This is a genomic window from Helicobacter mesocricetorum, from assembly GCF_900198605.1.
Taxonomy (GTDB): domain Bacteria; phylum Campylobacterota; class Campylobacteria; order Campylobacterales; family Helicobacteraceae; genus Helicobacter_D; species Helicobacter_D mesocricetorum.
In genome coordinates this window covers 1-14102 of sequence record NZ_FZPJ01000044.1, presented here as the reverse complement: position 1 = coordinate 14102, position 14102 = coordinate 1, and the positions used below count along the sequence as shown (strand labels likewise).

The following is a 14102-nucleotide window of genomic DNA, read 5'->3' as shown; positions in this document are numbered from 1 at the left end:
AATGTAAATTTTCAATACAAAATTGATTTGCGTTAATATGTCAATTTGCTATTTATAATCTCTATTAAAAATTAGGTAAAATAAAATATTTAGATGAATTTTGGTTGGGTAAAAAATGACAAATAAAGCATCGGAACGCATTGTTGAGGTTAATAAAGCAATAGAATTTAACCTTAGTCAATCTAAAAATGATAGAGGAGCTTATGCTCAAAATATTTTGGATAAGTTAAGAAACTTGCTTGAATATCTTGCATTGTTTATTTATAATGATGAAAATAAAACAAATTTGGATTGGGATTATGACAATCTACAAAAAAGCATAAAATATATTAGTGATAAATCTCAGTATAAAGAAATATATTTTTTCCATAGACGACTTCAAATTTCAGTATCACATTATACAAATGATGAAGAAACATCAGAAAGACTGATGTTAAATTATCTCACGGATTTAAATAAAATCAAAAATTTTTTTGCACGAAACTATAATATTGAAATCTTGAGAAATATCAATGATTTTCCAATGAATTTAGATGCTTTAAGTTTAAAATATTTCGAAAAAATAGCAGAGAAAATCGAAGAGAAAATCAAGCAGACTGATTTTAACGCAGAGCAGCGAGAAGAAAAATATTACATTTATTCCATTAAACCTTTTTGGGTTGATAAAAAAATATATTATCAGCTAACGCTGACTATTGCGAGGGACTATACCAGTAAATTTGATAAGATTATTGCCTTTACCCATCTAAATATACTAAAAAATTATGCTACCCAATTATATTTGTGCAATACCTATATAAATATGGACGGCATAGAAATGCCAATTACTATAATTACACAATGGAGTGTAGATATTCGCCCTTGTGAAATCCAACACTTTTGCACGATTTTCAGCAGTAAGATCATTAAATTTACAAGAACCAAAGAACATCAAAAGTTTATGCAGTTTTTAACCCAAAAAGAAATAAATTTACTAGAACTTATTCATTTTGAAAAAGAATATGAGCAAATTAAATCCTCATTTAACAAAAATCATAATTTTAAATCCTTATTTTCTTATTTAGACGAAGCAAGAGAAATCATTCTTAATAACAAAAAAGGAGCAAATATACTCCGCTATATCCTTTATACGATGAATAATAAAATAATTAAAAATCAAATACCAGGTAAAAATAAACAATTACCAGGTACAGAAAATAAACAATTGTCTAATTTGCGATTAAAATTTGATTGTATCCCTTTTGAAACAATGCCTTTTTGTAGCTCTTTAAAAAATCACAATCCAACACTAACAGACCTACTGTATTGTCATATTAATATGGAGAATAGAAAACATGAGTTATTAGCAAGAAAGATTAAAAATAATTCCGAAATCAATGGGTATTTATACACAAAAGTGGAAGATTTAACACAATTCCTAGACAATGATGATATAGACAAGTTGATTGATTCATACAATCAAAAACTATATTATCAACATGGCGACAGGAAAATAGAAAAATATAAAAATTTTTTATATTTGCTGGAATATGAAAAGGATGCAAAAAGGATAAAGCAATATTTAGAAAAATTTTCTCAAAGCGGAATAGAAAACTACGAGAAACAAATACAGCAATGGTTGCAAAGTAAGAAGTTGGACTCTGAAGAAAAATTGGACTCTGAAGAAAAAGTTGATTATCTAAAAAACCTTTTTACGCAATCAAGATTAGCTCTAATATATGGTTCAGCTGGGACAGGTAAAACAACTATGATTCGACATATTTCTGATTTATTTCGTGATAAAAGCAAATTATATCTAGCAAACACCTATGCGGCAATCAACAATTTAAGACGACGAACCGAAGGAATTGAAAAATCAAATTTTGAAACAATAGCGATGGCAAAGCGTAAGAAAGATTTAAAATATGAAATTGTCATTATTGATGAATGCAGTACAATTAGTAATGCAGATATGGCAAAGATTCTACCAAAGATACAATCTGAAGTATTGATTTGTGTGGGAGATATTTATCAAATAGAATCTATTAGATTTGGGAATTGGTTTTTATTTGCCAAAAAAATTTTTAGCAACATAGTAGTGGAGTTAAAGAAAACTTATAGAACACAAGATGAAAAGCTAAAAAAGCTATGGGAAAAAGTCAGAATACTTGAAAAGGATATGATTGAAATGATTGATAAAGAAAAATATTCCCAGAGATTGGAATCTTTTAATTTTAAAAAAACTTATGAGAACGAAATCATTTTATGCCTTAATTATGGAGGGATTTATGGAATCAATAATATCAATAGGATATTGCAAGAAAACAACGAAAAACCATCGCATTACTTTAAAGGCTTGAATTATAAAGTAGGAGATCCTATTTTGTTTAATGAGGTAGAAAGATTTGGTGAATCACTTTATAATAACCTCAAAGGAACTATTACAGACATACAATCTCAAAAAGGTTCTATATCCTTTAATATCAAGGTGGATAAGGAGATTATATCTAGTAACGAGTATTTTAAGATAATCAAAACAGGTGAAGGTTGGACAGAAATTCAATTATCTGTTTTAGAACACAATGGAGATGAGGACGATGAATTGGTCAATGCCGTTCCATTTCAAGTGGCGTATGCAATCCTATTCACAAGGCACAAGGTTTGGAATATGATAATGTTGTCATTATTATATCTAATGAAATAGAAGAGCAAATAACTCACAATATTTTCTATACAGCGATTACAAGAGCGAAGAAAAATCTAACCATTTATTGGTCTCCAGAAACTGAAAAGAAAGTATTGGAAAACTTAAAGGTGAAAGATATAAACAGGGATTATGAATTACTAAAATCAAAACTTAAAGATATTGAAAATCAATGCGAATAATGCTTTAATTACAACCACAATAAAGAACAAAGCAATAATAAATGGAGATTTATATGGAATCTACCCATAATAAAGAGAAAGAAGCTAGATTGTTAAAATCTATTTGTCTAAAGAATATTCTCTCTTTTAATCAAGAAGGTATAGAATTAGAACTTAAGAGTCTCAAAATGATAAACGATTCAATTAAGGAATGCAACAATAGCGAATATAACAAATCTGAATCTTTTAAGATTTTAGAAAAAGTTTGCGTTAGAAAAATAGTAGAAAAAAATTCGTATGCTAAAGAATTTTTTGAATATTTAAGAACCTAAAATCCCAATTAAAACTTAAAGGATATTTTAAAATCTATTTAATTTTTTTATATTTTAAGGAACTATAGACTTTATTATAGTTTCTAATTCAAGTTAGATTTAGCAAAAAGTTTGAAAATCCCATTTTCAATACAATTTCTAAGTATTAATAATTAAGTAGATAAAAGAATTTCTAAAATCGCAAATCCCTAATGAATATATTTAAGAGGATTTTATTTTATGAAGTTTTAGCTAGGTACTTAAGAATATCTAGTATAAAGAGAATTTAAATCTTAAAATATTATTTTTAAAATAAAACTAATCATTCTATCTTTGCAATAAATAGAGAATTTTTAATTGCTATTTTTTGGTTTTTAAGCTTGTTTTTTTGAATACAATCAAAGTTTTAAAAATTTACAAGATAATCTAAAAATTCAGTTACCTCTAAGAAGCTTATATATAGAATTGCATCGAAATGTAAGGGCGTCCTTTAGTTGCCCCCCTTTTTAAGGGTTTTTCAAATCTTTATTTATTCTATCTATCAAATCATCCAAAAACTTTTCAATATTTCTTGGTTCTATGCTAATGAAAACCTCTTTAAAAGCAGTCGTAAATATTCTTGATATTTCATAATTGCCAATATTCTTTCTTTTATTAAGATTTTCCCAATGAAATGCGCGATTCCTTATTGTTACTATGAGATTTAAGGCAATATTGACTTTTTGGTAATTTCTAAACCTATATCCTTTGCGGATAGTGTCAAAATTGTTCTGGCTATATTGCTTAAAAGTTAAATCATTTAAATCAAGCAATGAATTTTGCAGTTTAAACTCTTTAATAAGTCTTGCAATAACCCCTAAAGTAAGCCTTGAAAGAATTTGGTGATGCTCTAGTGATAGATCTTGTTTGCTCTCCTTTGCTTGAATCTCTGCAATTTTTTCTTTTAAATATTCATTATTACTTTCCCAAATCCAATTTTCTCCAAATTGTCCTTGCATACAATAATCAAGCATATTTCTGAGTGAAATCTCTAATACAGCAATCTTATAAGAAATTTTAGCAATAAATCGCAGGTTTTTATTGTGTTCTCCTACACTATTAGCATAGCTTTCCAAACGTTTTTTGGAATAAAGATTCTCTACTTTTTTACAAAAAACTTGTATTTTTTCTCGCATTATTGGTCTCCAAAGAAATTGCCACTTTGCTTTCTTGATAATAGTCTATTTGGGATAAATATCACTAAAACCATCATTCACTAGGAAAGCATTATATAGAAAAAATACTTAGAAGATGGTATTAATAAGGATTGCACAATAGGGCTTACTCTAGGCTCTGCGCAATGACAAAATAATGAAACTATTAGTTGTTAAGGTTATAGCTTAGCTACTTCTTTTCTCTCTAAACTCTCTTTTTAACTTACGCACTTCTTGGAAGAATACAAGGTAGGCAAATAAAAGTTTGAATATTCGCCCCCCCCCCCCGCACAGAATTAGCCTTTATTAATGCTTCTCCTAACTTATAAGAAAGACTTCTCTTTATCTTTAATCCTTCTTTATAATCACTATAAGATTCTAAAGGAGGAAGTTTTAAGTTAGGATTCTTTTTTATTTTTTCTTGGTATTGTTTTTGTTCTTTATTGTGTTTATCTTTTATATAAGATAAGACATAAGGCATTCTTATATATCCTAAAAGACTTTTAGAATTATCTATCATTGCCTCTCCTAGTTTATAAGCTAGGTGAGATTTAAGGCGGGAGGAGGCACTTAGAAATGGTTGCTTTAGAGTTGGAGTTTTTGAAGTTTTTAATGCTAAAGTAATTGTTGCAATGTTGGGATATTGATGGTTATCTACGGATATGGTTAAATACCTCTCTTTGTTGGAGATATGATAGGGAAGTAAAAGCATTTCTATAAAGTTTAATTGATACTTATTAACAATATCATCTAATATTTCATCAGCCTTGGAATATCTTTTGGTTTCTAAAAGTAAATCTATAAAAAGCATTTTGAAGAGTAAATTTTCCTTATCTGTATTGATACAATCTTTAATATGTGTTTCTTGAATATCGTAGTCTATGCCTAAATTTCTACTTAATACAAATTTATGAAAATTGCTTAAAGCTTTTTGGAAACGATTAGGATTTATAGAGTATTTTTGCAAATATTGGTATCGTTGTTCTTCATTAAATACCTCATAGGAATTTAATAAGATACTATTCTCTCCAATGTAGTGGGCAAGTCTTGCATAGACAGAGGTCTTAGAGGTATAAATTTTCTTAGAAAAGGACATAAAAGTGATTTCAAAAAATACCCTCTCCAAATTGTTTAGATTAAAAGTAGCGGGAACTAAAGATTCAATGAAATGTAAATCCTCTTTTTTAAAATAGTCAAGTAGAATATACATAGAAGAAAAATCATCAGAAAACAATATAGCCTTGTTGCCTTCTTTCAATTCGGTTTCGATACAAGCCATTGCTAATTCTAGGGGTAGGGTGTGGTATAGCATTCTATCTAGGCTATTTCTGTATGTGGGGGTAAAGATTACATCTCCGCTTCTTATGTGTATAGCAACAAAAGGATGATTCTGTAAGGCTAATTCTTTAGCGGTTTCAATAACTCTTTTGATCCTAGGAACAAACTCTAAAGTATCCCAAATCTCTCTTAAGCCTCTCCTATAATCACATTCTTTAATCATCTCTTTAAGCTTTTCAATATTATAAAGAGGAGTGGGAGGGCTAAATAAAAAAGCTTCTTTAGTGTCTGTAGCCTCTGTAGATAATCGGACAAAATCTTGTAAATTGTTGCCTATATGATAAGAGTCATTGCAACCTAAAAGATTATTGGTGTAAGAAAAATTTTCAATAAAATCTTGTGTAAAAATTACCTCTTCATTCTCCAAGCCTAAACCCGAGATCTTATTACCTTCTATTTCGTTTTGGTTTCTCATAGATCTTAGAGTATCACTAGGAAAGTTATCTTTCCAAACAAAGCCAAATTTTGTTCGTTCTCCTAGTAGATTAGATAGATAAATATTATTTAATAAAGCTATCATTCTAGCCCCTATACCATCAGTTCTAGCAGCTATGATTAATCTATCATATTTTCTAGAGAGTATCTTTATAGTTTGAATATTTTTAATGTTTCCTTTGAAAATTTCTATTTTGATAGAAGCAATATTTCCCTTAAAGGGATTTTTTACTAAGAGAGCATTCTCTTGGATATAATCTTTATGAAAAATATTGAGATAATGCACTCCATTATAACTTATAGAGATATTTATTTTCTCTAAAATATTTTCATTAAATGTAAGTTTAATTTTATGGATTTCTTGAGGGGAGATTAAATGTAGATAATGCGTAAAAAAATCTTTATCTTGCTTTGTAGTTGCTAGAAAATCTACTAGTTGGTAATCTAAGTCTTTCATCATAATTCCTATGAATATTTATAATGATATTTTCTCTTTTATAAAATCAACGATTTTGTGTGCGGTGTTGCCATCGCATTCTCCCATATAATCTCGCCATAGTTGCTGCACCCTTGGACTAACCTGTGGAATATCTTCTAAAAGATCTAATAGCTTCTCTTGAGTGAAAGCAATGTCTCCTGGCACAAAGTTTAGATAATCCTCATAAAATCCTTTTTGTCCTAAATACATTTGATAATCATAGGGATAGAAATAAATGGGGCGACCAAAATAAGAGTAGGCAAAAATAATAGAAGAATAATCTGCAATAAGAGCATCAGCAGCATTTAACACTAACCATTCCTCTTTAGAAGAGAAGTTGTAAATATTTGGTTGTTCTATTGCAAAATTAGTAGTTGGGTGTATTCTTAGAGCAAATTCATAAGTTTCCCCATATTTTTCTACCAAAGGTTGAAAATCTAAACGCAACTTAAAGCTATTTCTTTCCCAATCTCTAAAAGTGGGGGCATAGACGATAAGTTTCTTATTTGGGTTGATACCTAGAAGTATTTTAGCCTCTTTTTGACTCTTTTGGTTTTTAATAACCTTATCTGCCATAATATTACCTATAGGGATAATTTGCTCTTCTTTAAGGTTAAAAGCACTCATATATCCTTTTATAGTCTTTTGCCCAGATACAAAAGCATAAGAATAAGACTTGTGAATTTTGGTTTCATATTCATATGTTTTGCTTCCTTTAATTACACTATCACAACCAAATTTTTTAAAGAGTCCTCCAGCGTGCCAACACTGCATCACAAGAGTTTCTTTTCTTGGAGTAATATTAAAAAGAGGTTGGTAGTAATTATCTATCAATATAATTTGAGATTTTGCGAAATGATACATCCTTTTTATATCATCACTTAAAGTTATTCTATAATTAAGGGTTTTGACAAAGAGGCGAGAATCTTCTAACAATATCTCTTTAATAGGACCTAGATATTTCATTCCATAGATACACTCGGCAAGAGTAATTTTTTGCTTTTTTATAGGTAAGAGAGAAAAGCTTTTATAAAGAAATTTTAAGAGTTTATGGCGGCATTGGTATTTATGGATAAGCTTTCGATACCATAAACCATTTGCAGTATTTACAAGCCCTGTTAGTGGTTTAATAAAAGCCTTCTTATAGAATCGTTTAATTTTTCTATTGCGTCTAATGCGTAACATTTCTTGATAAATACCGCTTTGACTATGATCTTTAAACGCATACCATTTAGGCATATATTTTTGTTGGTATTGGATTGGGATAATCTCTAATAATCTTTGCAAGGGCTTGATTATCTCCTGAAGTTTAGCACTTTCTTGTCCTATAATAGCTTGTTCTACAATACGCTTTTTAAAATCAAAATTCTTTAAGAATCTTTCATAATAAGTATCTAAATCAAGGGGAATTTGCAGTTTTAAGATATTCTCTTGCACCGCTATCATATCTTCTAGATAATTATTTTTCCAGTTACCTACACTATTATTTGGGTGCATTTGGTAATACAAAACAACTTCGTCAATTAAAAATATGGCTTGTGCGTGTTTAAGGAGTTGTAGAGTCCAGAAATGATCTTCACAGAGATGTTTCCCCTCTAAAAACCATAAATCATATTGCACTAAGAATTCTTTTTTGTAAGCTTTCGTGCAAGCACTCACTGCATTAGCAAAGATAGGCACAAAGAGGGATTTATCTTCTATTAAGCCTTTATAGCCTTTAAGATAGTTTTTTTCTACACTTGTGCTTTTATTATGTTGCCAATAATACCCCATAAGCCCAGCTGCAAAATCTAATTTATGGGAGCTAAAGGCAAGGTAGTAATGCCATAATGCATCAAGAGGTAATAGATCATCAGCATCCACAAATATTACAATATCTCCATTAGAATTCTCTAAACCCTTATTTCTTGAAGCAGTTAATCCAGCATTTTCTTGAGTGAAAATTTGGAGATTGAGATTAGGATAGAGATAGAAAAAGCTCTCACAAACTAAGAGTGTATCATCTGTTGAATCATCATTAACCACAAGTATTTCGTAGGTATATTGGGGGGTTATTTTTTGCTTGATGATAGAATTGATAGTATCAGCAATTGTTCGTTGGGCATTGTATGCAGGAATAATAATGGAGAATTTCATTTGTGTCCTTTGAGTAAAGATTGAAATCGGTGAAGTTCTTTTTTTGATAATTTTTTGTTTGGAAAGATACTAGAAGTGCCAGCAACAAAAATATTTGCCCCCATTTCTTTAAATTTCTTAGCATTCTCAAAACTCATATTCCCATCAACTTCAATAAGAATATGCTCCCAATTATTTCGCTTAAGGTAATTTTTAAGGTATAAAAATTTCTCTATCGCAATAGGCAAGATTTTTTGCCCAGAAAATCCGGGATTGATGGTTAGAAAATTTATTCCTTTAATATAAAGGTGCATAGTATCAAGTATGCAAACAGGAGTTTGAGGATTAAGTGCAATAAAGAGTTTGCATTCATAGCTTTTAAGGAGAGTAATAACATCTTCTAGGTAATAACTTGCTTCAAAATGAATAGAGACAATATCTTTTTTTTGTAAAGCAAGTAAAGGAATAATTTTAAGAGGGTTTTCTACCATCAAGTGAAAATCAAAAGGTAAGGAAGTTTCTTGACGTATGGATTGTATAAAGTCTATACCAAAACCTAGATTTGGGACAAAATTCCCATCCATAATATCAAGGTGCAAATAATCGACTCCTGTATTTTCTAGCATTTGTATATCACTTTGGAGTGTGTAAGGATTAGAACACATTAAAGAAGCAGAAATTTTACTCATTGATAAAAGTTCCCTTTATATGGAAACTAGATGATAGGACATTAAAAGCCTTTTGGCATTCTGTGAGCTTAAAAGTGTGTGTAATGAGTTGTTTTGTGGGGATTTTATCAAGGTTTTTTAGAACAAAATCCCAGTCTTTAGGATAGTTACTATTCCAAATCCCCTCTATTTGCAGCTCCTCTCTTAAAATCTTCCAATAAATCTTTTGGGATAGCTTTATAGCATCTTTTGGATTGCCAACAAGCACGATTTTACCTTTGGTTTTAGTTAAATCAATGCAAGATTGTAAGGATTCCTCACTTCCGACACATTCTATACAAGAATCAAATTTTTTATTTATTGCAAATATCACTTCAAAGCCTAGCGACTCTAAGAGATTTGCTTTTTTTGCATTTCTTATTAAGAAGAAGACTTGTAAATTGGCAAGTTTTGCCCAAATACCTATTAAAATCCCAATTACACCAGAACCCACAATGCAAATATTCTCTCCTTGAATTTTGGAGAGAGTATGTTTTGCCACAGCGGCAACTTCACATAAAGAAGCACTTAGGAAGTCAAATCTATCTTCAAATATCTTAAGATTCCACAAAGGGACAGAGAGAAATTCTGCAAATCCTCCATCCCTTCTTGAACCAAAGTAATTATAATTTTCACATTGTGCATAATGCTCATTTTGGCAATTTTGGCATTTTTTACAAGGGAGTAGAGGGAATACTACTACTCTTTTACCAATGAGAGTTTTATCTAAATTTTCTGCTACTTCAATAATCTCTCCTGCAATTTCGTGTCCTAGTATGAGAGGATAATGATAAGCTCCTTGGTAGAATCTATCTAAATCGCTACTGCAAATTCCACAAGCTTTAATTTGCACTAGAGCTTCACCCTTGCTGATAAGAGGCATAGCAACTTTGCTATATTCTAGATTTCTAATTCCTCTTAGCACACACGCATTCATCATTCGTATAACTCTCTATAAATGGCTTTGGCTAAAAACAAATCCATTATGCTTGTAATTTTTATATTTCTCTCATCCCCTAGATAAGTATGCACTTCTACGCCTTTTATTTGGCAGATTTGTGCAGTGCCTGTAATAGTGGCTTTTTCTTCAGGTTTTAAGCCTTTAATACAATCATAGATAATCCCAAATTTAAAGGAATCAGGAGCTTGTCCGTGAAATAAGGAAGAGCGATTTGGCATATCAAGAGCTATTCCTTTTTCTACAATAATCATTGTATCCTTTACAGGTGAGACAGCCACGCAAGCCCCATATTTAAGAGTAGTATTTAAGGCTCTATCAAGTAATTCTTTAGTAATAAAGGGTCGCACCGCATCGTGAAAAAGCACAATATCCTCATCTTTTGTTTCTCTTTGCTTTAGAATATCAAGAGCATTTTCTATACTATCTATCCTTTCTTCCCCACCATAAAGGATATTTTCTCTAGGAATAACAATTTGAGAATTTGTAAGTAATTCTTCAAGGTATTGTTTCCATTTTTTGTGAATGACAATATACAAGCTATCAAAGAGTTGTGAATCCATAATGTTTTTTAATGTTAAAGCAATTGTGGCTATGCCATTAATTTCTAAAAATTGCTTAGGTAATTTTACATCTCCCATTCTTTTGCCTATGCCACCGGCTAACACAACCACATTCCTCCTCATTCTCTACCCCTTTTATAATCTCCATAAATAGAAACTACCTTGAAAGGAAATGTTAAAGGATTTTTAAGCATTGCTTCCCCTAAGCGATAGCTTAAATGCTCTTTTACCTTTAAGGCTTCTTCGTAATCTGCATAGTTTTCTAAAGCAGGAAGTTTAAGTTGTGGATGAGTTTTATAAAGAGTTTTTAAAACTTTAGATTCAAATTTATGCGTTTGGATAATTTTAATAAGGGTAAAGGGAAGTTTTAAAATCTTTAAAGGAGATTTTGCATTTATTATGGCTTTACCTAATTTATAAGCTAGATGATTTTTCACTCTTTCTATTGCGCCTTTGGGCTTATGATAAGAATCTAAAATCTTCAAAGTTTTTTCTCTAAACTTTAAAGTATTTTCATTTATAAAATAGGAGTTATCCAAAGTAGCTAAGTATTCTTTAGCTCTTTTAGCGAAGCTTGGTTTCAATGCTTTGGAACAACGTTTAAAGTGATATTGGATATGCTCACAAACAAAGAGGGGAAATTCGTTTTTTAACTCTCGTAAGAAATTATGAGTTAATAAAAACTCTTGCACTTGCTTAATTGCAATAAGGCTATCAAAAATTCCTTCATTATGAGAATATTGTCCTGTCGTTGTAGAGTTTTGTCGAACACGATAAAAATATTTATTGTGGTTTAAAAAGGTAATTTTCTTTGCTAAAAGCAAAGATTTAATATGGGGTAATACATCTTCAAAGAATATATCCTCTGGGTAGAGTTTTTCATTTTCTAAAAGTGTTTGTAAGAAGCTAAAGCGATAAAACTTGAAAAATGGTGCAATTCTAGTAAAAACCTGGGATTTTATAGCAGTAAAATCACAAATTTCTCCATCTTGTTTATCATAGCAAGTAGCCAAAAATTTTAAATCTTGTCTTTCCAAATCGTGGTAATAAATGGTAGCTCCACTTAACACTATATCCGCATTAGTTTTTTGAAGTAGGTTATAAAACTTCTCTAATGCGTCTATTTCTAACCAATCATCAGAATCCACAAAATATACACATTCTGCATTAATAAATTTAATACCTAGATTTCTAGCACTGCCTTGTCCGCCATTTTCTTTATTAAAGATTTGTATTCTTTTATCTTTATTGGCATATTCTTTTAAGATATTTAAGCTTCCATCCGTTGAACCATCATTAATACAAAGGATTTGTATCTCTTTTAGGGTTTGATTAATGATAGAATCTAAACATTGCTTAAGGTATTGTTCTACATTATAAACAGGAATAATAATGGCAACTTTGGGTTTCATTATTTACCTTTTCTCTTTGGAGTATAGAGACTTCTAAATTTAAAGATAAAGGTTAAAGGATTTTTAAGCATTGCTTCCCCTAAGCGATAGCTTAAATGCTCTTTTGTCTTTAAGGCTTCTTCATAATCTGCATAGTTTTCTAAAGCAGGAAGTTTAAGTTGTGGATGAGTTTTATAAAGAGTTTTTAAAACTTTAGATTCAAATTTATGCGTTTGGATAATTTTAATAAGGGTAAAGGGAAGTTTTAAAATCTTTAAAGGAGATTTTGTATCTATTATGGCTTTACCTAATTTATAAGCTAGATGATTTTTCACTCTTTCTACTGCACCTTTTCCTTGAAGTTTTAAGATATTTTCTACCATTTCTTCTGTCTTTGGTTCTGTAAAATAGGAACCATCATATCCTTTAATAATTTTTTGAGATTGCTGAATAAATCTTTCTTTGAATGCTTTGGAGCAGCGTCTAAGGTGAAAATTGATACATTCACAAACAAAGAGAGAAAATTCATTTTTTAATTCATCCATAATATGATAAGCTAATAAAAACTGCTCAACTTGTTTTATTGCTACAAAAATATCAAAAATACCCTCATTATAGGAATAACCGCTTCTCATTATAGAATCCTTTCGTATGCGATAATAGTATAGATCTTCTTTGAGGATACAAATTCTTTTTGCGAGCAATAGGCTCTTGATTGAGGGAAAAACATCTTCGAATAATAGTTTTGTAATAGCCCCCCCCCCACATAATTTATTGCTTTCTGGATAAAGCTTTTCATTTATTAAGAGTGTTTTTAAGAAATCATAGCGATAGAATTTGAAAGGCGCTCCAAAACCTGTAAAAATAAGAGGTTTTATTTGTTGGTAGCAATAGGTTGCCCCAGAGGTATAAGGGGTTTTGTGAAGAATATTAGAAAAATCTGTTGGAAAGAATTTTTCTATATCATCAATATAGGCTAATGCTCCACTTAACACTATATCCGCATTAGTTTTTTGAAGTAGGCTATAAAGTTTCTCTAATGCATCTATTTCTAACCAATCATCAGAATCCACAAAATATACACATTCTGCATTAATAAATTTAATACCTAGATTTCTGGCACTGCCTAGTCCGCCATTTTCTTTATTAAAGATTTGTATTCTTTTATCTTCTTTAGCATATTCTTTTAAGATATTTAAACTTCCATCTGTTGAACCATCATTAATACAAAGGATTTGTATCTCTTTTAGGGTTTGATTAATGATAGAATCTAAACATTGCTTAAGGTATTGTTCTACATTATAAACAGGAATAATAATGGCAACTTTGGGTTTCATTATTTACCTTTTATCCCTTTTAGAGGCTTCATAGGCAAAAATACTTCCAAATAATCCACTACCTACAATGCAATAATCAAACACTAAGATTCTCCTCCCCTATACTCACTATTGAAAATGTAAATTTTCAAACATTTTTCTATTGAAATTTTTAAAACTTTGATTGTATTCAAAAAAAAAAAAAACAAGCTTAAAAACCAAAAAATAGCAATTAAAAATTCTCTATTTATTGCAAAGATAGAATAATTAGTTTTATTTTAAAAATAATATTTTAAGATTTAAATTCTCTTTATACCAGATACTCTTAAATACCTAGCTAAAACTTCATAAAATAAAATCCTCTTAAATATATTCATTAGGGATTTGCGATTTTAGAAATTCTTTTATCTACTTAATTATTAATACTTAGAAATTGTATTGAAAATTTACATT

Annotated in this window: 11 protein-coding genes; 3 read left to right on the top strand and 8 right to left on the bottom strand. The window is 29.9% G+C overall.

Annotated features, from left to right (window positions below; translation table 11 throughout):
- Positions 1 to 115: 115 nt before the first annotated feature.
- Genes C6H18_RS08225 through C6H18_RS08220 form a run of 3 tightly spaced genes read left to right on the top strand, consistent with a single transcriptional unit; the run spans position 116 to position 3176 of the window.
- Positions 116 to 2683, top strand: a complete 2568-nt coding sequence (locus C6H18_RS08225; protein WP_199770180.1) for an AAA family ATPase — start codon at positions 116 to 118, stop codon at positions 2681 to 2683.
- The gene (locus C6H18_RS09550) at positions 2641 to 2865 is read left to right on the top strand and encodes an ATP-binding domain-containing protein (RefSeq protein ID WP_233704108.1); all 225 of its coding nucleotides are present in this window, start codon (positions 2641 to 2643) and stop codon (positions 2863 to 2865) included. The genes C6H18_RS08225 and C6H18_RS09550 overlap by 43 nt, the downstream gene beginning before the upstream one ends.
- Positions 2866 to 2906: 41 nt before the next feature.
- The gene (locus C6H18_RS08220) at positions 2907 to 3176 is read left to right on the top strand and encodes a hypothetical protein (protein ID WP_158654894.1); all 270 of its coding nucleotides are present in this window, start codon (positions 2907 to 2909) and stop codon (positions 3174 to 3176) included.
- A 485-nt stretch (positions 3177 to 3661) separates the two neighbouring features.
- On the opposite strand, the gene C6H18_RS08215 is transcribed toward C6H18_RS08220, so the two are convergent.
- From C6H18_RS08215 to C6H18_RS08180, 8 genes are all read right to left on the bottom strand, one after another.
- Positions 3662 to 4330, bottom strand: coding sequence for a hypothetical protein (locus tag C6H18_RS08215; protein ID WP_104722624.1), 669 nt, complete (start codon positions 4328 to 4330; stop codon positions 3662 to 3664).
- A gap of 241 nt (positions 4331 to 4571) precedes the next feature.
- On the bottom strand, positions 4572 to 6578 hold the full coding sequence (locus tag C6H18_RS08210) for a hypothetical protein (RefSeq protein ID WP_104722623.1): 2007 nt from the start codon (positions 6576 to 6578) through the stop codon (positions 4572 to 4574).
- 18 nt (positions 6579 to 6596) lie between these two features.
- Complete coding sequence (locus C6H18_RS08205) at positions 6597 to 8735, bottom strand: bifunctional glycosyltransferase/CDP-glycerol:glycerophosphate glycerophosphotransferase (RefSeq protein ID WP_104722622.1); 2139 nt, start codon at positions 8733 to 8735, stop codon at positions 6597 to 6599.
- Positions 8732 to 9403, bottom strand: coding sequence for a ribulose-phosphate 3-epimerase (locus tag C6H18_RS08200; RefSeq protein WP_104722621.1), 672 nt, complete (start codon positions 9401 to 9403; stop codon positions 8732 to 8734). Before C6H18_RS08200 ends, C6H18_RS08205 begins: the two co-directional genes overlap by 4 nt.
- Entirely contained in the window at positions 9396 to 10361 is a 966-nt protein-coding gene (locus C6H18_RS08195; protein ID WP_104722620.1) for an alcohol dehydrogenase catalytic domain-containing protein, read from the bottom strand. The genes C6H18_RS08200 and C6H18_RS08195 overlap by 8 nt, the downstream gene beginning before the upstream one ends.
- Positions 10358 to 11065 (bottom strand): IspD/TarI family cytidylyltransferase, encoded by a 708-nt coding sequence (locus tag C6H18_RS08190; RefSeq protein WP_104722619.1) that lies wholly within the window; start codon positions 11063 to 11065, stop codon positions 10358 to 10360. The genes C6H18_RS08195 and C6H18_RS08190 overlap by 4 nt, the downstream gene beginning before the upstream one ends.
- The gene (locus tag C6H18_RS08185) at positions 11062 to 12354 is read right to left on the bottom strand and encodes a glycosyltransferase family 2 protein (protein ID WP_104722618.1); all 1293 of its coding nucleotides are present in this window, start codon (positions 12352 to 12354) and stop codon (positions 11062 to 11064) included. The genes C6H18_RS08190 and C6H18_RS08185 overlap by 4 nt, the downstream gene beginning before the upstream one ends.
- Positions 12354 to 13670 (bottom strand): glycosyltransferase family 2 protein, encoded by a 1317-nt coding sequence (locus tag C6H18_RS08180; protein WP_104722617.1) that lies wholly within the window; start codon positions 13668 to 13670, stop codon positions 12354 to 12356. The genes C6H18_RS08185 and C6H18_RS08180 overlap by 1 nt, the downstream gene beginning before the upstream one ends.
- Positions 13671 to 14102 lie beyond the last annotated feature (432 nt).